Here is a 19,595-nt window from a genome sequence, read left to right as displayed (position 1 = left end):
ATTGTAGAAATCGGCATTATTGTAAAAAACCACGGTTATTTCGCCGCAAAATTGACATGGTTTAACCACCGCCCTTGACGGCTTTCTGTTAACCTGAAAGTGAGTGGCAACTTTTAAATGATGGGAGTACACCCATGTCACGCTTTATCCGTTCTTTGTTCATATTGGCCGTAATTTGTCTGTTCGCAGGGCGAATGGGGGCAGCTGTTGCGAATGAACATCAAACCTATCCAATTGTTATAAAACATGCTTTTGGCACAACCATCATTGAAAAGCAGCCACGGCGTATTGCAACGGTAGCGTGGGCGAACCACGAAGTGCCCCTCGCGCTTGGCGTCGTACCCGTCGGAATGGCCGCGGCCAATTTCGGCGACGATGATGGGGATGGTCTGCTGCCGTGGGTTGCTGAGCGACTGGAGCAACTCGGTGCAGATAAACCCGTGCTCTTTGACGAAGGCGATGGGATCGACTTCGAAGCTGTGGCTGCAACCAATCCGGATGTCATTCTGGCAGCATATTCTGGTTTAAGCCAATCGGATTATGAAACCCTGAGCCAAATCGCTCCGGTTGTCGCCTATCCTCAGGCAGCCTGGTCAACCGACTGGCGCGAGATGATTCATCTCAACAGTGCTGGAATGGGCATGTCTGAGGAAGGCGATGCGCTTATCAGGAAAATCGACGCTGACATCACACAAACAGTCAACAGATACCCGCATCTCAAGGGTAAAACGGCTATGTTTGTGACACATCTTGATGCGACTGATCTTAGCACAATCAATTTTTACACGACGAATGACACCAGAGTGAAATTCTTTCAGGACTTAGGCCTTGTATCACCGGAAAGCGTTGTTGAGGCATCCAAGCCGGGTCAGTTTTCCGGCTCGATTAGCGCTGAGCGTATTGATTTGTTCGATGATGTGGATATCGTTGTAACATATGGGGGTGCCCAGCTCTTCTCAGCGATGCGTGCCAACCCCCTTCTCTCCAAATTGCCCGTCGTTACCAACGATGCAGTTGTGATGTTGGGCAGAGATCCACTGGGTACCGCAGCAAATCCGACACCGCTCTCAATTTCCTGGGTACTGAAGGACTATGTTTCTCTTCTGGCGAATGCTGCGGAAAAGACCAAATGATTTCCGGCAGACTTAATCGATCGGATACGCCTGTTTATCCACGTTCCTCTAATAGTATCCGATCGCTGTGGCTTCTGATTCTCGTGATCGTTCTTATCGTTGCTTGTTTTCTTTCTGTCGCGCTCGGCACAAGGGATGTGTCGTGGACAGAAATTCTATCTGCTCTCGGCGGCCATGACGACACCATCGGGCAGGCTGCTGTAGCGACGCGAATACCTCGAACTTTGCTTGCGCTGTTAGCAGGTGCGGCGCTCGGACTTGCGGGGGGCGTCATGCAAGGCATCACGCGTAATCCGCTTGCAGACCCCGGCATTCTTGGCGTCAATATGGGAGCATCGCTTGCAATAGTCATCGCTATCGCCTGGTTCAACATTGCTTCCGCACACGTCTATATCTGGGTCGCAATCGGTGGTGCGGCTTCAGCTGCCGTCTTTGTCTACACCATTGGCTCTCTAGGCCGCGGTGGCGCGACACCACTTAAACTCGCTCTCGCGGGCGCTGCAACTTCCGTTGCTGCTTCCTCACTTGTAATCGCTATAATATTGCCTCGAGCCGATCTGGCAGGCGGAATACGCTCTTGGCAGATCGGCGGCGTTGGCGGCGCCACCTTCGACCGCATTTCCTATGTATTACCCTTCCTGCTTGCGGGGTTTGCCATCAGTTTGCTGTCGGCAAGAAAGCTCAATTCATTGGCACTGGGAGACGAACTCGCGGCTGGTCTTGGCGAGAATGTCACGATTACGCGACTATTTACGGCCGTTGGTGCGATCTTTCTTTGCGGCGCTACGACTGCGATATGCGGGCCAATCGGCTTCGTTGGATTAATTGTTCCTCATCTCTGTCGCCTTCTGGTTGGTGTGGATCATCGCTGGCTCCTTCCCTTCTCTGCGATTAGCGGAGCATGTCTCCTGTTATCTTCGGACATAGTCGGGCGTCTTATTGCCAGACCTGCAGAAATCGACGTTGGTATCATCACAGCTTTCATTGGAGCTCCGTTCTTCATCTGGATCGTCAGACGTCAACGCGTGCGGGAGTTGTGATCTTGTACTCCCCGCTGATTGAAGAACTAACGCGTGGTCGCAAGCGCAGTCATCGCAATCGCTTGCTACTGATTGCCGCTCTGACCACCGTTTTGGTGGCTTTTTTTGCCTTAACGCTCACGTTAGGACAATCTTTCACGCCGCCAGGCGATGTGATGCGTGTTCTGTTGGGGGAAACCGTTCCTGGTGCCAACTTTACGGTCGGGCAACTACGACTACCACGAGCAATATTGTCGGTCTTGGCCGGTTTGAGTTTCGGTTTGGGCGGCGTAGCGTTTCAGACCATGTTGCGTAATCCTTTGGCCAGCCCCGATATTATCGGAATTAGCTCGGGCGCAAGTGCGGCAGCTGTCTTTGCGATTGTTGTTCTGTCTATGAGTGGCCCAGCCGTCTCAATTTTTGCGGTCGTTAGCGGGTTGGGAGTTGCTTTGCTGGTCTATGCTTTATCTTCTCGAAACGGCGTTGCCGGAACGCGTCTGATTTTGGTCGGGATCGGCGTTTCGGCGATGCTGGAGAGCTTTATTGCCTACATCCTTTCCAGTGCTCCGGCATGGAACCTTCAGGAAGCAATGCGGTGGCTGACTGGCAGTGTTAACGGGGCCAGATTGGATCAGGTTACACCGCTGTTTTTCGCTCTCATCATTTTTGGCGGTCTGCTGTTGAGCCGGACACGTGATCTGGAGTCCCTGCGTCTGGGTGACGATACCGCATCTGCACTGGGAACAAAAGTTGCTCAAACGCGCATAATTGTCGTCATAGCTGCTGTCGGAATGATCTCATTTGCGACGGCAGTTGCGGGGCCTATATCCTTTGTCGCGTTTCTGTCAGGCCCTATCGCTTCACGAGTGTTGCGCAATAACGGATCATTGCTTGTGCCTGCAGCATTGATCGGAGCAATTCTCGTTCTGGCTGGTGACTACATCGGTCAGTTCATGTTGCCGGGGCGTTACCCTGTTGGGGTCGTCACCGGGGCGCTAGGTGCGCCTTATCTCATCTATCTCATTGTTCGCGTCAATCGAACCGGAGGCTCGCTGTGACAAATCACACGCTCAAAGTCAGCCAACTATCGTCCGGCTATGGCGATACACTAATACTTGAAGGACTTGATCTGGACGTCCCTGCCGGAAAAATAACTGTCATCGTCGGTTCCAACGCATGTGGAAAGTCGACCCTTTTGCGCAGCATGTCACGGCTTCTTACCCCTCATCGGGGAAACGTGCTGTTGGACGGCAAGTCAATTCATAAAATTCCTTCCCGCGCCCTCGCTCGGTCTTTGGGGTTGCTTCCTCAATCACCTGTCGCGCCCGAAGGCATCACGGTTGCTGATCTGGTGAGTCGGGGAAGGCATCCCTATCAGGGCATTTTCTCTCGATGGACACATGAAGATAACGAAGCAGTAGCGGCGGCTCTATCGGCAACAAAAACTGCTGAGCTTGCCGAAAAGCCGGTCGATGAGCTGTCGGGCGGTCAAAAGCAACGCGTCTGGATTGCGATGGCACTAGCGCAACAGACAGACATTTTGTTGCTCGACGAGCCGACGACGTTCCTCGATATCAGTCACCAGATTGAAGTTCTGGATCTGCTTACAGACCTTAATCGGGCGCGTGGGACAACTATTGTAATGGTGCTGCATGATCTCAATCTGGCCGCAAGATATGCCGACCATCTTGTTGCTATGGCTGACGGGTGTCTTCATATCGAGGGTACTCCTGAAACGGTGTTGACCGAACAGAATGTTCAGGAGGTTTTCAATCTTGAAAGCCGCATTATCATCGACCCCACATCAGGTCGGCCAATGATGCTGCCAATCGGCCGAAACCGGATGCGCTCGACAATACCATAAAGGTTGCTATCGCCCTTGCCTGCTGCAGTTGTTTTGATTATTCCCAAGACGGGCGTTTGTGATACCCCAAAGCGCATATAACAGGCATCGGGAAGATTAGAAGCACAATGGAAGATGCAATCATTCGTGTCGCTGACCTCTCCGTCATTTATGAAGGTACGCCGGCATTAGCTACAGTCAGCGTATCGGTCGCGCCGGGGAAAATTACCGTTATATGCGGGGCCAATGGTTCGGGAAAAAGCACCCTGCTGCGTAGCATGGCGCGCCTACAAACACCCTCACAAGGCACTGTTTTCTTTGAAGGAACGGATATCAGCCATTTACGGCGGGTTGATCTTGCCCGAAAGATTGCAGTGCTGGGTCAGATGCCTGAAGTTCCAGCTGGATTGACTGTCGAGGAGCTGGTTGAAAATGGTCGGCATCCGCACCGTCGTTTGTTTTCACGGCTGGGGCCGGAAGATCGGGAACTTATTGCGGGCGCGATAGCTCAGGTCGGTTTACAGGACTTGCGTCACCGACATGTTTCATCGCTTTCAGGTGGGGAACGACAACGGGCCTGGGTCGCTCTCGCGCTCGCGCAAAATCCGTCTGTTCTCTTTCTGGATGAACCAACAAACTTTCTGGACATTCGTCATCAATCCGAACTCCTGACGCTGTTGAAGACGCTTAATCGCGAACGACAACTGACCATCGTTGCGGTGCTCCATGATCTCAATCAGGTGATTGAACTTGCAGATCATGTAATCCTGATGCGCAAAGGTCGTGTCATGGCATCAGGTGAGCCGGGAACGGTTTTCACAAAACTACACCTCAAAGAGGCATTTGATTTCGATATCGATATAACGCAACATCCGGTTTTGCCGATCCCCTTCTGCCTGCCGCGCTGGGTCGATCCTGACGACGAGCAGTCAAAAAATTGAGCGTGAATTCAGCCCCAACTTTGAGATCTGGTTCTTTCGCACTTCCTGCGAGCCTGATCTTTCTTGGACTTATTTCGCTGCTCTTTCTCACATTCGCAGAGCTTATTGTCGGCAGCGCCAACGTCACAATGCAAGACGTATTACAGGCTCCCTTCAGACCGCAATCTGTTGCGCAGATTGTCATCGAAACCATTCGCCTTCCACGAGCACTGGCGGCCATATTTGTCGGTGCAGCACTCGCCGCAGCCGGCACCGTCATGCAGACAATTCTGCGAAATCCACTCGCCGCACCAGATATTCTAGCTGTTACCAGCGGCGCACAACTTGCCCTCGTCATATCGAGCCTCCTGTTGCCTTTTGCTTTTCCAAGTTTTGCAGCAACCATCCTGGGCGGTGCAATTGGCGGATTGGTTTGCTTGTCGGTCGGTGGTGGATTGCGCGCACAAACCGTCAGGCTCGCGTTGGCAGGAGTGGCCGTCTCGCTTGCATTTTCAGCTATATCCTCAGCAATTATTCTGACTGCCGATGATCGGGCATCCGGGATTATTCTCTGGTCTTCCGGGATTTTGGATCAGACAGGATGGAATAAGATCGCGCCGCTCGCTCCAATAGTTTTTGCGGGCATTTTGCTTCTGATCATGCTTGGCAGACAATTTGATATCATGGCTCTTGGCAGTGATATTGCATCGAGCCTTGGTCTTGGAAAAACCACAGCCATTGTTGGGCTGCTGATTACGGTTATATTGTCTGGGGCGGCTGTTTCCATCGCTGGGCCTATCGGCTTTATCGGCCTCGCCGTCCCCAATTTTTTACGCGCTAGCGGTTTGATCAAACATCGTGTTCTGTTGCCCACAGCATGTCTTTGGGGCGCGGTGGCATTGTTAGTTGCCGACGTTATCGCTCAATTTTTGAGCCGTGACGGCAGGGTAATACCAACTGGAATTCTCGCTGCGTGTCTTGCTGCGCCTGTTTTGATTTTTATCCTTCGAAAGGTAAAAAGCGAAACGAGCACACGCGCCAATATTTTGCTGGGGAAAGTGTTATTCGCGCGAAAGCTGCCACTCTATGTCACCCTCTTGTTGCTCTTATGCCTATCTGCTTTTGTGGGGGTCACCTTTGGTGATGGCATCGCAGGCAGGCAACTAGACTGGAATACGGTCTACGCACTGCGAATGCCTCGCGTTTTCATAGCGATGGGTGCCGGCGCATTGTTGGCAGTCGCAGGTCTGTTGCTTCAGGCAGTTACGCGCAACCCATTATCGGGACCTGAAACCCTCGGACTTGCTCAAGGGGCGGCGCTCGCAAGTCTCCTTGCGCTCCTTATAGGTTTTGTTCCAGGGAGCCCGCTCTTTGCTTTGTTCGCAGCCGCGGGTGCAGGTAGCGTCGTTATCTTGATATCCGTGCTCGGGCTTCGTTTGTCGCCGGTAAGCATTGCATTGACCGGCCTTGCAATTGCAGCCAGTCTTTCTGCGTTTAGCACGATTGTCGTTATTGAAGCCAAGCTACAGGTTGCGGAAGCCCTGTCCTGGCTGGCTGGCTCAACGCACGGCCGTAGCTGGCACGACGTTGAAGCACTCGCGCCGTGGCTCATCCTTCTTGTAGCAGCAATGGCGTTTGCACAGCGGCTCGACATACTTGCACTTGGTCATGACGGCGCACAATCTCTCGGGGTTGAACCGTTCTCGACGCGGATGTGGGTGATGCTGATAGCGGCCCTATCTGTCGCAGGCGCTGTGGCTGCTGTCGGCGCTATAGGATTTGTTGGGTTGATAGCGCCACATGCCGCGCGCCTTTGCTGCGGTGCGCGTTATCGCCATCTCCTGCCAGTTACAGCGCTGATAGGCGCAATCCTCACCGTATTGGCAGATATGATAGGACGATCTGTGATCGCGCCATACGAAATTCCAGCGGGAATAGTGACGGCCTTTATTGGCACGCCGTTGTTCATCATGTTGATGCGCAAACAATCAGTTTAGAGCGATGATATCGCTCAGTAAGTCGGAACAAGATCAAATCAGATTGCTAAGGCGCTCGTTGTTTTTTCCACAAGTCGCAACATTGATCGCGTGGACCCGAAAGGCCAGATATTACGGCCGATAGTGTAGACTTGTCGGGAAGCGACCATCGGCAAAACAGGCCAGATGGCACTTTGGCTTAGCTCAATCGGCACTGTCTCATCGAGCATCAAGAGCTTCGTATCGGCGCTCAGTGTTGCCAACTCTTCCAACCCAAACGTCGTAAAGCCAAAGGATTGAGTGCCACGATCAATTCCTCTTGAGAACCCAGCATTTGCAAGCGTCCTCATGATCAGAGAATTGGATGTGAAAATACGGAGCCGGGCAACTCCAGGCAATGGCTGTGCAACAATCACATTCACGGAGTTGCGGTTTTCCTTTTGAACAGCAACAAGCTGCTCCTCAAATGACTGCCATTCGGCCAGTCCGGTAGCTTCATGGCCGATGGCTTCTGCAACATTTAAAAGACTGAGCCTGGTCGCTTCATAAAAATCTGCTGTGTCAGAGCCTTCATCCAGTAAAATGGTTGGGGCGATTTCTTTCAGTCGAGAAGCAATCGCACCGTGGCGCAGCGCAGACGTAACGATAAGATCAGGCTTTAAGCGCATGAGCGCCTCAAGGCTTGGTTGCTGACGGCCACCCACGTCAACGGCGTCAGCAAGCTTTTCATTCTCAATGCCTACCCACTGGCGATAGCCAGCAAGATCGGCCACTCCCGATGGAATAAGCCCCAGCGACAGAACCATCTCTGTCTCGGCCCATTCGAGGGTAACAATTCTAGGTGGTGTTTGTGCACCAACAACGCGCGTGAGAGCGGCCAAAGCCGCTCCCACCAAAATCTCGCGCCGTGAAAACGCTGCTACCATCGAACACTCGTCGTTGCGACAACGGATCTGCCCTGGCCAAAATAGCATTGGCTTGTTGAATTACATCCTGCCACATATTTCTTGTCGCCAAGATTATATGCATTGACCTGTAAGCGATAGTTACCAAGGTCGTAACGCAGGAACGCGTCAACAAGAGTATAAGACGGGACGTAGAAGGTGTTGAGTGTATCGCCCGCCGTCTTACCGATGCGGCGTACACCGCCACCGACAACCAGATTGCCATTCATGCTGTCTGGCAAAGGCACATCATAGCTCAGGAACAACGACTGCTGGTTCTTTGGAACCGTATAAGGCAGCTTGCCGATTTGAGCCGGATTCTGGCTTTCGCTGACTTCCGGGTCCTGGAAGCTCAATCCCCCAGTCACATTCAAGCGGCTCCACAAGCGTGCCGTTCCTTCGAGTTCTACACCGCGAACACGGACTTCATCGGTCTGATAATAAACGCCGGAGATACGATTGACGACATTCTGCTGTTCGGCTTCAAATGCAGAGAGCGTTACCGAATAATCTTCGCCTTCGGGTGCATATTTCAGACCCACTTCCTTCAACGTGCCAGTTGTCGGCTTTAAAGGTGTGTCTGCAAGCGTTAGCGTTGGCAAGAAAGATGTCGAGTAGAGCGCATAAGGCACAAACCCTGAATCGAAGACATAAGCCACACCGACGCGCCCGGTGAACTTATTCGGATTTTGATCGTAATCCACGGTGCGGCCGGTGGAAAGTGTCGTCTGCTCGGAATCGATGCGGGCAAAATCCTTACGCCCACCAAGCGTTACGCGCAGATTACCTGCTTCGATCTGATCCTGCACATAGATGCCGGTCTGATACTGCTTTTGCAGGAGGCGCGTCGTGGGCGAAAGCCTGGCAATAGATTTGTCGTAAGTCGGGTTGAAAAGATCTTGAGAAGGGCCACTCGCAGAAGCCGTGTAGTTGTCCAACCGCTGCCACTGCTGATCTACGCCAAAAAGCAAGGTATGAGACAACGGACCGGTATCGAAACGGGATTCCAACTGCGTGTCGAATGCAATTGCATCAAGTTCTGGCTGCGCGAGATAATTGGTGCGCGGAATGGTGTGGCCATTCCATCCATTCGTCGGCAAAACGCCTGTAAACAGATTGCGATAATCGGTTTTCATGTGCGAATAGCGGAAATTCTGACGCAGCGTGAAGGTGTCGTTGAAGCGATGTTCAAACGCATATCCTACGTAGCCAATTTCCTTTTTATAGACGGCGTTGCGTGGATCACCATCCGAGAAATCACGTGATATGCTCTGCCCTGACGGGCTCGGCAGGACACTTCCGTAAGCTGGAATGATAACGCCAGCCTGACCCATATCGTCTTTGAGATAGCCGCCTGATACGATCAGGCTCGTGTCAGCATCAGGGCGCCACGCGAAGCTAGGATTGATGGCAAAACGGTTGTTTTTGCCAAAATCATAAGAGGTATCGCTGTCGCGGAATATACCGTTAAGGCGATAGGTAAATCGCGGATCATTGTTGATCGACCCAGTGGTGTCGAAGCCCAGTTCCTTGCGGCCAAAGCTTCCGCCACGCAAATAGATCTCATGGGCCGCTTCAGCCTGCGGTTGTTTACTGACCATATTGACGATGCCGCCAACGTTGCTCTGGCCGAACAGAGCGGAACTTGGGCCACGGAGAATCTCCACGCTTTCCAGCGAATAGGGTTCCACAACAAAACCGGAATAACCGCCCGACTGGCTCGCAATCTGAGGAATGCGCAAGCCATCGAGATATAGATCTGCAGGAAAGCCGCGAACTGTAAAATAATCAGAACGGACATCAGCACCATAACGCTGAGCGTTAACATTGGCACTGTACAGCATTGCTTCACTGACAGACTGAACCGCCCTGTCATTCATATTATCGCGGGTTACGACAGAGATTGATTGCGGAGCTTCGCGAATGGCAATGTCGCTCTTGGTAGCAGCACGGCTATAATCGGCAATGTATCCCTTAACAGGCGTGCGTGGACCCTTACCTCCAGTTGCCTGAACCTCAATAGTTTGCAGCTGGATGACGCCCGCTTCCTGAGCAAGAGTTGGCTTGGATACGGTAATGGCAGCAACGCCCGCCATTAGCGCCGCTTTGAAAAGGGTGTGTGCACCGAAACACACTGTCTTGATGTTAAAGTTTGTTTCGCGGGCAGCGATGCTACTCGTATTCAATTCGGCTCTCCTGGTCGTTTAGCAAGTAAACGAGATGTGTCCCGCTGACGATAACGACCGCAGGCTTTAACTATCAAATTTGATGTTGCGTAATCGTAGAATTCAGAATAATTCTAAATTACGCCAGCATATCAATGCGTTGCGAAGCAGAATATATTCATCATCACTTGTTGAGTCAGGCCAAACTCGGTTGCAATCGGGTCAAAATTCTGCAATCTCCATCAAATATGACTTTTTTAGTCAAATTGGGCCAAATGGAACACTGAATGCGACCGAAACATGCAATTGATTATCAGGACATCAAACGGCCTCTGGCTGTGATGCGTCGTGAATATACGGTTAGTATGAATTTCGGCTGGCACAGTCACCGACGTGGACAGCTTCTTTATGGCAATAGCGGCTATATGACCGCAATGACTGAAGAAGGCGCATTTATGCTCCCCAGCGGTTACGCTATTCTCATCGCACCTGACCTGCCGCATGCGGTTCAAACCTTCGGCGAAACAAAAATGCATTCTGTCTATCTGGAAGAAAGCGTTTTACGCGATGTTTGGGAACCCACACGGATTCTGAAAGTTTCAGCGCTACTTGATGCAAGTATACAGGCGCTGGCAAATGAACCAGTGCTCTACGATGAAACCGGCAGAGGACAACATCTTTCGGCGCTGATCCTTGATGAAATTCGCAATGCCGATCAACAGCCTTATACGGTCCCGTTGCCTTCCGAAAAGCAACTACGCAGGCTCTGCCGGGATTTGCTCGATAATCCCGGTAACGACCTCACCATTGACGACTGGGCTGATAAAGTCGGCATGAGCCGTCGCACAATGACGCGCAAATTCCGCCACGAAACAGGTATGAGTTTCGTCGAATGGCGGCAGCGATTAAGGGTCTCGCACGTCATGCGGCGTCGGGCAGAAGGCGTGCCGTTGGCCCTTGCAGGGCTGGAAGCAGGCTATCAGAGCCTGTCCACTTTGCGAAAAGTGTTAAAGACCTGGGCGCCTTAGTTTTCTATGCAAATAATCTAAGCGTATATGATGACGCGTTTTTATCCATTTGCCTATTTTATGAGCAATGAATTGCTAGGTATTGAACCTCTGGATTGCGCTTAGCGCAATCCCCAGCACCTCCCAACCGCAATCATCTGAACCTAAGCCCGCCTTTGGTTCATTTATCGCCATTGAAGCACGCCTTATCTCGCGTTTTCTCCATCTGGCATGACACTTGCTTCTATTAAATCAAACGCATTGCCGGGCCTACGACAAATAGGCCGCAATGTTGGGAATTGGTTTAATACGCAGAACAAAAGAGACTAGGCGATGACAAAATATAAGCTCGAATATATCTGGTTGGACGGCTACACCCCTACCCCGAACCTGCGTGGTAAAACCCAGATCAAGGAATTCGAAACATTTCCAACCCTTGATCAGCTTCCTAACTGGGGCTTTGATGGTTCTTCCACGATGCAGGCGGAAGGCCGCAGCTCGGATTGCGTATTGAAGCCTGTTGCAATTTATCCTGATCCGGCGCGCACTAACGGCGCGCTTGTTATGTGCGAAGTCATGATGCCTGATGGCGTGACGCCTCATCCGTCGAACAGCCGTGCGACTGTTCTTGAAGATGAAGACGCATGGTTCGGTTTTGAGCAGGAATATTTCTTCTACGAAAACGGTCGCCCACTTGGTTTCCCGGAACAAGGCTTCCCAGCACCACAGGGCCCTTATTATACCGGCGTCGGCTACAAAAACGTCGGCTCGATCGCGCGCAAGATTGTAGAAGAGCATCTTGACCTCTGCCTTGCTGCAGGGATCAATCACGAAGGCATTAATGCTGAAGTGGCCAAGGGCCAGTGGGAATTCCAGGTTTTCGGTAAAGGCTCAAGGAGCGCTGCAGACCAGATCTGGATCGCCCGTTACCTCCTTCTGCGTCTTTGCGAACAGTATTCTATCGATATCGAGTTCCACTGCAAACCGCTCGGCGACACCGACTGGAATGGCTCGGGAATGCATTGCAACTTCTCGACCAAATTCATGCGCGAAGTGGGCGGAAAAGCCTATTTCGAAGCTCTGATGGCTCAGTTTGACAAAAACTTGCAGGATCATATCGACGTCTATGGTCCTGACAACCATATGCGCCTGACCGGCAAGCACGAAACGGCACCTTGGAACAAGTTCTCCTATGGTATTGCTGATCGCGGAGCGTCGATCCGTGTACCACATTCATTTGTGCAGAATGGTTATAAAGGCTATCTGGAAGATCGCCGCCCTAACTCACAGGGCTGCCCTTACCAGATCGCCTCTCAGGTTCTTAAGACCATTTCTGAAGTGCCAACGACAGCTGACGAGGCACTTGCAGCTTAAATAGACAAATAGAACGAGTATGAAGGCCGGCCGGGTTGCACCTCGGTCGGCCTTCAGTTTTCTGGTTTCATGCAGTTTTCACCCTTGCAGCGAGCTGATCAAAATAACCGCGACCCTCTGTCATACTGCAGCACGCAGAATAAAATCAGAGCAAGCTCGCAATGCAACCGTGTTGCATCGCAACAAATGAGACCGTCATAAAGCAATAAGCCCCGAAGCGCCGGTTTTTGATCCGCACTTCGGAGCCTGATTATCTCACGGTGTCTGGTGGAGTTAAAGATTTAGCCTGCCAGATAGTTTTTCAGGAATGTACGCGTTCGCTCCTGCTGAGGATTACGCAGGAGTTCATCGGGGGCACCCTCTTCAACGACCACCCCACCATCCATAAACAGGATCTTGTCTGCAACTTCACCAGCAAAACGCATTTCGTGCGTGACGATCAGCATTGTCATGTGCTCTGCAGCAAGCTGTTTCATGACGAGATTGACCTCATCAACCAGTTCCGGGTCAAGTGCCGATGTTGCTTCATCAAACAGCATCACCTTGGGCTGCATGGCCAACGCGCGCGCAATAGCAACACGCTGTTTTTGCCCACCCGACAGACGCGACGGATAGACATCCGCCTTATTAGCCAATCCAACTTTGGCAAGCAGCTCCAGTGCCAGCTCACGCGCTTGCGGCTTACTCATGTTCTTCAATTTAATCGGACCGAGCGTAATGTTCTCAAGAACAGTCAAATGTGGAAACAGATTAAAATGCTGGAACACCATACCCATTTGCTGACGCACGGAGTTTATATGCTTTTCAAAGGCCTGCCCTTTGAGCGGCTGATTGACTTGCATACCGTCAAGCCAGACTTCGCCGCCATTCAGGGTCTCAAGATGGTTGATCGAGCGCAGAAGCGTACTCTTTCCTGAGCCGCTGGGACCTATGATTGCAATGATCTGTCCGCGGGATACAGAAAGATCGATGCCTTTTAGAACCTCCAGTGCGCCATAGGCTTTGCGGGCACCTTTAACTTCAACCATTGGCTTCAGCGTGCTCATCGCGTGACCTCCACTTTTCTTTCAATATGTCGCAGCCCTGCCTCCATAACGAGGTTCACCAGATAGTAGAGTGCAGCTGCAGTAAGATAAAATTCAAAAGGACTATAGGTTTCGCTGATAGCGATCTGCGCGCTATTGACCAGCTCGGCAATCCCGATAATCGAGACAAGCGACGTGTCCTTGAGCAAGACAATCATGTTGTTTCCGATGGGAGGAATAGTGCTCCGGATTGCCTGTGGTACGATCACATAACGTAGCGCCTGTCCCCGGCTTAAACCGATGGATCGTGCACCTTCTGTCTGTCCGGGATCGACAGAAACAATACCCGCACGAATGACATCCGCATTGTAGACCGCGAAATGCAGGCTCAGACCTATAATGCCCGCAAAAAGTGCCGGTATATCGATACCGATTTGCACAAGCCCGTAATAGATGAGGTAGAGCTGCAACAACAAGGGCGTTCCCATGAAAAGCCACATGAAGAAGCGCACCGGATATGCAAGTATGGATGGCGCGTAAAGCACAATCAGAGCGAACAGAATACCGAAGGCAAAGCTGAGAACACTGGATGCAACGGCTAAAACAAAGGTCCACCAAAGTCCAACCAACAGGAGGTCGTAATAAGGAACAACGATACTGAAATCGAGTGTTGGCATAATCTGTCCTCCCTCAACGCGGCGCAAAGCGCTTGTCGAGCAGATCGACAATCATGACGACGACATAAACAATGATCATGTAAAGCACAGCAGCGACTGCAAAAATCTCGAAGGGCTTGTATGTAGAGCTGATAAAGCGCTGCGCTGTATAAGTCAGTTCCACGACCGAAATTGTTGAAACCAGTGCCGACCCTTTGACGAGTGCAACGGCATTGACACCCAGTGGCCGGATCATGAGACGCGCAGCTTGCGGCAGAATGATCAAACGTAACGTTCTTTCACGATCGAAACCTATTGAGCGAGCGGCCTCCGTTTGTCCGCGGTCCACACTGGCAATCGCACCACGAATGGACTCAGCCATGTAAGCGCCGATGTTCAACCCCAGACCGATGACGCCTGCTGAATACGGTTCCAGTTCCAAGCCTATCTGGGGGCCACCGAAGTACAGGACGAACAATTGCACCAGACAGGGTGTACCACGAAATACGCTGACATATGCCCCAGACAAAAAACGCAAGATCGCAATGTTTGAGAGGCGACCGATCACCAACAGGCCTGCAACGACGAATCCCAGCAGAAGAGCAAGCACAGAAATCTGCACAGTGACCCATGCAGCCTCCAGGAAGAATGGGAGGACGCGCTGCATTAACGCAAGATCCATAAAGATACTCCGGAAAGTCATATGAACCGGCCCGGAAAAACCGGGCCGGATTTAAACTCGATTAGCGAATGTCGCTACCGATCCACTGCATCGAGATCTTTTCGTAACCACCATCAGCGAGCATATCGTCGAGGGTCTTCTGCATTGCAGCTTTCAGTTCCGGATTGTTTTTACGGATTGCAATACCGAGGGCAACGCGACCACCTTCGATATTTGGTGTATCCAGAATACGAACCTTCTGGCCTGTTTCCTTCACAGCAATCATGACCGGGATGCTATCCATGACAAGCGCATCAATACGACCTGCTTCCAGATCGATCAGCATTTCTGGCAAGCCCTTGTAGGTGCGAACCGTCAAATCGCCCTGCGCTTTTGCCCATTTTTCATGCGCGTCACCCATCGTGACACCAACGGTCTTGCCGTTCAGTTCTTCTAGTTTCTGAATGGATGAGCTGTCTTTTACAACGATTGTACGGCCTGCGTGGTAGTAAGGGCCGACAAAGTCTACGGCCTTTTCACGCTCTGGTGTGATCGTCATGGATGCAACAACTGCATCATATTTCTTTGCGAGAAGACCCGCAATAATACCATCGAACGGCGTGGTAACGATCTTTGGCTTCATGCCCATGCGGTCCGCAATTTCGGCGCCAATCGATGCGTCAAAACCAACCACTTCGTTTTTCTCGTTTGTGAAGCTGAACGGTGGATACTGACCGCTCATCGCAATGCGCATCTCACCCGTTTCTTTGAGCTTTTCCAGCTCGTCAGCTTGCGCTGGCACGTTCGAAAAACTTGCAGCAATCGCAACAGCTGCGATTGCAATGAGGCTCTTCAATTTGGAACTCATGACTTTCCGTTTCCTCTGGATTTGTCTTTTTGTTTTAGGGTTATGGTTTGCCACTAACCTTCATTTAGAAGCTTGGCACAGGCTCAGTTCGCAAGCATCCTGCAATATGTCTGCGCGCCCGACACATTGCCGGAATCTACCGGCATATTGTCGGCGTCTCGTATGAACGCTTTGACGACGATTATCGGAGCTCAAGTCACTTCCTGAGTGAACGATGAAAGTGAGTAAGCGAAAAAAAAAGGCCGTATCCTCGTCCGGATTGCCCAGCGAGAATACGGCCTTTAGATCAAGCCTTTCGGTTGTTCTTACCGCAAAGCAGCCACAAAGCTATCGTTCAGGACGCTGAGCAGATGATCGGCATTCTCGCGACTGAAAACCATCGATGGACGCATCTTCAGTACATTATCATGTGGCCCTTCTGTACCCATCAGAATACCGCGTTGTCTTGCGCCATCATTGATACGTTTTGCCAGAGCAGTTGCGGGTGCTTTCGTCTTACGATCTGTAACCAGTTCGATCCCCAGGAATAAACCTTCACCCCGAACATCACCGATAATGTCAAAACGCGTCTGCATTTCGCGAAAGCCAGCAATAAGGTAGTTACCGACATCAAGCGCATTCTTACGCAGGCCATCTCTTTCGATCACATTGAGCACTGCGAGGCCTGCGGCACAGGAAACCGGATTGCCGCCGAAGGTATTGAAATATTCCATGCCATTGTTAAAGCTGTCTGCCACTTCCCGCGTTGTGACAACCGCAGACATTGGATGACCGTTACCAATGGGTTTGCCCATGGTGACGATGTCAGGGACAACATCCTGCAATTCGAATGCCCACCAGTGGCTGCCTACGCGACCAAAGCCGACCTGCACTTCATCGGCGATACATATGCCGCCCGCCGCACGAACCATAGCGTAGACTTCTTTGAGATAGCCTTCCGGCAGAAATACCTGGCCAGCAACACTCGGAATGGATTCAGCCAGGAAATATGCAGGTGCGCGACCCTGACTGCGCATCGTGTCGATATGCTCGGCAATATTGCTGGCAAAGCGCTTGGCGTGCTCTTCAACAGGCCAATCTTCCGGAGCATGATAGCTGTCAGGGATGATGCCTTCAAAGACATGCGCAGGGCGACCCTTGCCACCTTTGCGCTTATACTTATAAGGGCTGAGATCGATGAGTTCCTGCGTTGTCCCATGATAAGCCCAGTCAAGCACGATCGCTTCATCGCGACCGGTGTGATTGCGAGCCATTCGCAACGCCAGGCTATTTGCCTCGCTGCCTGAGCAAGCAAATGATGCAACGGTTAGGCCTTCTGGTAATGTCGCGGTAAGCCGGTCGGCATATTCAACGATATTATCGTGCAGATAGCGTGTGTTGGTGTTCAACAATGCTGCTTGCCGTGCGATGGCTTCAACCACCTCGGGATGAGCGTGGCCGATGTGACAAACATTGTTAAAACAATCGAGATACGCCCGTCCGTAATTGTCGATAAGCCAGGTGCCTTCTCCGCGTACAAATTTTATCGGTTCGGAATAGGAAATAGACAGGTTGGGCAGCAGGATTTCTTTGCGTTTTTCGATAATTTCCGCCCGTGTGCGACCATCCTGATGGAAGGTTTCTGGTGGAATACCTGCCAGTTCAGCCACATCCGGGAATAAATCCGCCCACACGTCCAGATATGCGGCTTCGCCCACACCCAGAATCTCGGTTGCTGTGAGATTGACGTCTGCCGTCATTTCGAAATGCAGATGCGGCGTCCATCCGCCATTCTCATGAATACCGCCCATATGACCGACGAGATCACCAGCCTGCAGCTCCTGACCAGGCTTCAGACGTTCCAGTGCCTCATGCGCCATATGCCCCCAAAGCGTCACGAATGGCGGACAGCCTTCAGGGCGGTGTTCCAGCTTGACCAGACCGCCATATCCAAGCGGTTCGTGTTCGATTTCAACGCTTATGACGGTTGCCGCCAGTGGTGTGTAAAGCGGGGTACCGGCTGGCATGAACAAATCCACACCGAGGTGATGGATGCGGCGCTGTCCATCAATGAAGCGCGATTCAAAAGCCTTATCGGTATAGACAGTTCGCTTCTCGCCCCAGGAACCAATGCCAAGATCAACGTTATTCCGGGCACAGAAGTCGTCCCACCATTGCGTGGCGTCTGTTGCGCGCTGTTCAGCGGATGCGACTGTCATAAAATGGGATGCGTCGCCATAAGGGACAATCGCTTTGGTCATGGTCGCCGGCGCGGGACGCACAATTGGAGCAAATGTCCTGGCATTGTCAGATATCCATTTGCGGATAGCGCCTGCGCCATCTATGGCATCAAACCCGCAAGCTTTGCGCAAAATGGCTGTCGCAAAGCGTGGGTTCATTGCATCCATCTTCTCCAAGAGACGCCACGCTGGCGCTTCGCTAATGGCAAGATAGGGATTATCGTCCGTCTTTTCGCGACGCGAGGCAGAAATCGTAACGCTTGTCACAAGCCGCATGGCAACCAGGTCGAACAGAAGATCTATTTCTTCTGCCTTGAGCGGGTATTTTTCATGAAAACCCGATGCGAGTGCCGCGGCGGCACCAATTGGATCGTCCGTGTCCAGCGCCGAATACGCACAGGCTATAGCCACTTCCGCGATCAGCACAGTGTGAACGGCATCACCAAAGTCGATAAGGCCTGCAATCTTTTCATGGTCTGTGTTGTCGACCAGAACATTCCAGTCATTCGCATCATTATGAATGACCTGCGCGCGCAAACCCGCAAGTTTGGGCTCAACAAGGGTTTCAAAGCGAGTGATGAAACGATCAAGCAATGCTCTTTTGCCAGCATCGCCTATGAAATGCAGGCGTGTACGCGCTCGGCCTGCATAACGGAGATCCCAATCCAGATCGCGGAGCGCGCCCGGATGAATGAAGCCTTGTAAAGCATGATCAAGCTCGCCCAATGAACGGCCGAGATTACGCATCAAGTCAAATGTTCTGGTAACCTGTGCAAGCGGTGTTCCCGGTAGCCAGCCAACCAGGCGCAGTGCATGTTTTTCTCCACCGCCAGCAACGGTTGAAGCAAGTACATCACCCGCAAGACTTGGTTTGAGATGCGGTACCGCCAATTCGGATTTCGCATTGGACAGGTGATGCAGCAGAGCCGTCTGGAATTCGCTCTCGACTTTCGGCTCGCTGGCGTTGACGATCTTTAGAATCCAGTCGGATTCCGTTCCAGTTTTCAGGCGGAAATTACAATCGCGCTCACTATCAAGCTCAGATGCGCTTGCGCTTACGCCAAAAACTTCCTTGGCAAGCCTTTCGGCATCAATGGCTGAAAACTGGGGAGCGGGATGGGAGAGATCGGTCATAGTCAGTATTTTTCCAGGTTACATTTCTTACCCGCAGCTTGGCATGCAAAGGATTTTCGGGCATCAAGTATCCTGTCGGGATAACCGGCACTTTGTCGGAATAGACCGACATATGTCCGGCCATGTGAATAGGGTAAAGATGCGCGAACTTGATGCGAAAGATCGTGAAATACTGGCAATCCTGTCGAAAGAGGCGCGTATTGCGCTGAAAACGCTGGCGGGGCGTATTGGGTTGTCGCGTAGTGCCACGAGTGAACGCGTCACAAATCTTGAGCGCAGCGGAGTCATAAGAGGATACCGTGCGGATATCGGCGAAATCGACGCAAATGTTATTCGTGCGGCGTTTTTGATCAATCTGCGGCGGACCCCAGCACATGATCTGCTGGATATATTGGCACGTCACCCGGAGGTGCGTCGCGTATCATCGGTCAGCGGGCAGCTTGATCTGATCGTCGAACTGGAGACCGGTTCAATCGACGGTCTTAACAGGGTACGTGACTTGATAGCAGGACATGACATTGTGGAAGATCTCACAACCGCAATCGTTTTGAGACGCGATATTGATCGCGAGCTAAATTAGGATCTGCGCCCCTTGAATGCCACTTAGAATGACGATATATTACGTCATAATTAATGGCTTCACGGATATGA

General features: G+C 51.8%; 16 protein-coding genes. 9 read left to right on the top strand and 7 right to left on the bottom strand.

The features are described from left to right. The first annotated feature begins 134 nt into the window (after window positions 1–134). The 6 genes from C9380_RS22960 to C9380_RS22935 all read left to right on the top strand — a co-directional run bounded on the left by C9380_RS22960 (window position 135) and on the right by C9380_RS22935 (window position 6,912). Window positions 135–1,133: an iron-siderophore ABC transporter substrate-binding protein gene (locus C9380_RS22960; protein WP_128094793.1), complete on the top strand. Its 999-nt coding sequence runs from the start codon at window positions 135–137 to the stop codon at window positions 1,131–1,133. Further along, a complete protein-coding gene (locus C9380_RS22955; RefSeq protein ID WP_105535099.1) occupies window positions 1,130–2,173 on the top strand; it encodes a FecCD family ABC transporter permease in 1,044 nt (347 codons plus the stop codon). The genes C9380_RS22960 and C9380_RS22955 overlap by 4 nt, the downstream gene beginning before the upstream one ends. Window positions 2,174–2,175: 2 nt before the next feature. Next, the gene (locus C9380_RS22950) at window positions 2,176–3,210 is read left to right on the top strand and encodes a FecCD family ABC transporter permease (protein WP_374844460.1); all 1,035 of its coding nucleotides are present in this window, start codon (window positions 2,176–2,178) and stop codon (window positions 3,208–3,210) included. Continuing rightward, window positions 3,207–4,016 carry an ABC transporter ATP-binding protein gene (locus C9380_RS22945; protein WP_105535098.1) on the top strand — a complete coding sequence of 270 codons (810 nt, stop codon included), beginning with the start codon at window positions 3,207–3,209 and terminating at the stop codon, window positions 4,014–4,016. Before C9380_RS22950 ends, C9380_RS22945 begins: the two co-directional genes overlap by 4 nt. A gap of 107 nt (window positions 4,017–4,123) precedes the next feature. Beyond that, window positions 4,124–4,936 carry an ABC transporter ATP-binding protein gene (locus tag C9380_RS22940; RefSeq protein WP_128094792.1) on the top strand — a complete coding sequence of 271 codons (813 nt, stop codon included), beginning with the start codon at window positions 4,124–4,126 and terminating at the stop codon, window positions 4,934–4,936. Window positions 4,937–4,938: 2 nt separating this feature from the next. Further along, entirely contained in the window at window positions 4,939–6,912 is a 1,974-nt protein-coding gene (locus tag C9380_RS22935; RefSeq protein ID WP_128094854.1) for an iron ABC transporter permease, read from the top strand. A gap of 38 nt (window positions 6,913–6,950) precedes the next feature. Here the strand turns inward: C9380_RS22935 and C9380_RS22930 are convergent, their stop codons facing one another. Both C9380_RS22930 and C9380_RS22925 read right to left on the bottom strand, forming a co-directional pair. Beyond that, window positions 6,951–7,817, bottom strand: coding sequence for an iron-siderophore ABC transporter substrate-binding protein (locus tag C9380_RS22930; protein WP_128094791.1), 867 nt, complete (start codon window positions 7,815–7,817; stop codon window positions 6,951–6,953). Then, window positions 7,811–9,931 (bottom strand): TonB-dependent siderophore receptor, encoded by a 2,121-nt coding sequence (locus C9380_RS22925; RefSeq protein ID WP_374844462.1) that lies wholly within the window; start codon window positions 9,929–9,931, stop codon window positions 7,811–7,813. Before C9380_RS22925 ends, C9380_RS22930 begins: the two co-directional genes overlap by 7 nt. A gap of 356 nt (window positions 9,932–10,287) precedes the next feature. Here C9380_RS22925 and C9380_RS22920 point away from each other — a divergent pair, with 356 nt between their 5' ends. Beyond that, window positions 10,288–11,028 carry an AraC family transcriptional regulator gene (locus tag C9380_RS22920; RefSeq protein ID WP_128094789.1) on the top strand — a complete coding sequence of 247 codons (741 nt, stop codon included), beginning with the start codon at window positions 10,288–10,290 and terminating at the stop codon, window positions 11,026–11,028. Between the two features lie 312 nt (window positions 11,029–11,340). Next, complete coding sequence (locus tag C9380_RS22915; protein ID WP_105535092.1) at window positions 11,341–12,381, top strand: glutamine synthetase beta-grasp domain-containing protein; 1,041 nt, start codon at window positions 11,341–11,343, stop codon at window positions 12,379–12,381. 281 nt (window positions 12,382–12,662) lie between these two features. On the opposite strand, the gene C9380_RS22910 is transcribed toward C9380_RS22915, so the two are convergent. The 5 genes from C9380_RS22910 to C9380_RS22890 form a co-directional block, all read right to left on the bottom strand. Beyond that, window positions 12,663–13,427 carry an amino acid ABC transporter ATP-binding protein gene (locus C9380_RS22910; protein ID WP_105535091.1) on the bottom strand — a complete coding sequence of 255 codons (765 nt, stop codon included), beginning with the start codon at window positions 13,425–13,427 and terminating at the stop codon, window positions 12,663–12,665. Continuing rightward, window positions 13,424–14,083, bottom strand: a complete 660-nt coding sequence (locus tag C9380_RS22905) for an amino acid ABC transporter permease (protein ID WP_105535090.1) — start codon at window positions 14,081–14,083, stop codon at window positions 13,424–13,426. Before C9380_RS22905 ends, C9380_RS22910 begins: the two co-directional genes overlap by 4 nt. A gap of 13 nt (window positions 14,084–14,096) precedes the next feature. Then, window positions 14,097–14,744 carry an amino acid ABC transporter permease gene (locus C9380_RS22900; protein ID WP_024899129.1) on the bottom strand — a complete coding sequence of 216 codons (648 nt, stop codon included), beginning with the start codon at window positions 14,742–14,744 and terminating at the stop codon, window positions 14,097–14,099. 61 nt (window positions 14,745–14,805) lie between these two features. Further along, window positions 14,806–15,591, bottom strand: coding sequence for an ABC transporter substrate-binding protein (locus C9380_RS22895; protein ID WP_024899128.1), 786 nt, complete (start codon window positions 15,589–15,591; stop codon window positions 14,806–14,808). Window positions 15,592–15,896: 305 nt separating this feature from the next. Next, window positions 15,897–18,944 carry an aminotransferase class III-fold pyridoxal phosphate-dependent enzyme gene (locus tag C9380_RS22890; RefSeq protein ID WP_128094788.1) on the bottom strand — a complete coding sequence of 1,016 codons (3,048 nt, stop codon included), beginning with the start codon at window positions 18,942–18,944 and terminating at the stop codon, window positions 15,897–15,899. A 139-nt stretch (window positions 18,945–19,083) separates the two neighbouring features. Here C9380_RS22890 and C9380_RS22885 point away from each other — a divergent pair, with 139 nt between their 5' ends. Then, complete coding sequence (locus C9380_RS22885) at window positions 19,084–19,524, top strand: Lrp/AsnC family transcriptional regulator (RefSeq protein ID WP_128094787.1); 441 nt, start codon at window positions 19,084–19,086, stop codon at window positions 19,522–19,524. Window positions 19,525–19,595: the final 71 nt, after the last annotated feature.

Origin of the sequence: Brucella pituitosa, assembly GCF_003049685.1 — a bacterium.
GTDB lineage: Bacteria > Pseudomonadota > Alphaproteobacteria > Rhizobiales > Rhizobiaceae > Brucella > Brucella pituitosa.
The sequence above is the reverse complement of the archived record's forward strand: the minus strand, read 5'-3'. Positions and strand labels throughout refer to the sequence as shown.

What these genes read in the sequence shown, in the direction of transcription:
- C9380_RS22925 (WP_374844462.1), bottom strand. Translation starts at nt 9,931, where the DNA reads ATGGCGGGCGTTGCTGCCATTACCGTATCCAAGCCAACTCTTGCTCAG.
- C9380_RS22920 (WP_128094789.1), top strand. Translation starts at nt 10,288, where the DNA reads ATGCGACCGAAACATGCAATTGATTATCAGGACATCAAACGGCCTCTG.
- C9380_RS22940 (WP_128094792.1), top strand. Translation starts at nt 4,124, where the DNA reads ATGGAAGATGCAATCATTCGTGTCGCTGACCTCTCCGTCATTTATGAA.
- C9380_RS22955 (WP_105535099.1), top strand. Translation starts at nt 1,130, where the DNA reads ATGATTTCCGGCAGACTTAATCGATCGGATACGCCTGTTTATCCACGT.
- C9380_RS22930 (WP_128094791.1), bottom strand. Translation starts at nt 7,817, where the DNA reads ATGGTAGCAGCGTTTTCACGGCGCGAGATTTTGGTGGGAGCGGCTTTG.
- C9380_RS22915 (WP_105535092.1), top strand. Translation starts at nt 11,341, where the DNA reads ATGACAAAATATAAGCTCGAATATATCTGGTTGGACGGCTACACCCCT.
- C9380_RS22885 (WP_128094787.1), top strand. Translation starts at nt 19,084, where the DNA reads ATGCGCGAACTTGATGCGAAAGATCGTGAAATACTGGCAATCCTGTCG.
- C9380_RS22960 (WP_128094793.1), top strand. Translation starts at nt 135, where the DNA reads ATGTCACGCTTTATCCGTTCTTTGTTCATATTGGCCGTAATTTGTCTG.
- C9380_RS22895 (WP_024899128.1), bottom strand. Translation starts at nt 15,591, where the DNA reads ATGAGTTCCAAATTGAAGAGCCTCATTGCAATCGCAGCTGTTGCGATT.
- C9380_RS22910 (WP_105535091.1), bottom strand. Translation starts at nt 13,427, where the DNA reads ATGAGCACGCTGAAGCCAATGGTTGAAGTTAAAGGTGCCCGCAAAGCC.
- C9380_RS22900 (WP_024899129.1), bottom strand. Translation starts at nt 14,744, where the DNA reads ATGGATCTTGCGTTAATGCAGCGCGTCCTCCCATTCTTCCTGGAGGCT.
- C9380_RS22890 (WP_128094788.1), bottom strand. Translation starts at nt 18,944, where the DNA reads ATGACCGATCTCTCCCATCCCGCTCCCCAGTTTTCAGCCATTGATGCC.
- C9380_RS22905 (WP_105535090.1), bottom strand. Translation starts at nt 14,083, where the DNA reads ATGCCAACACTCGATTTCAGTATCGTTGTTCCTTATTACGACCTCCTG.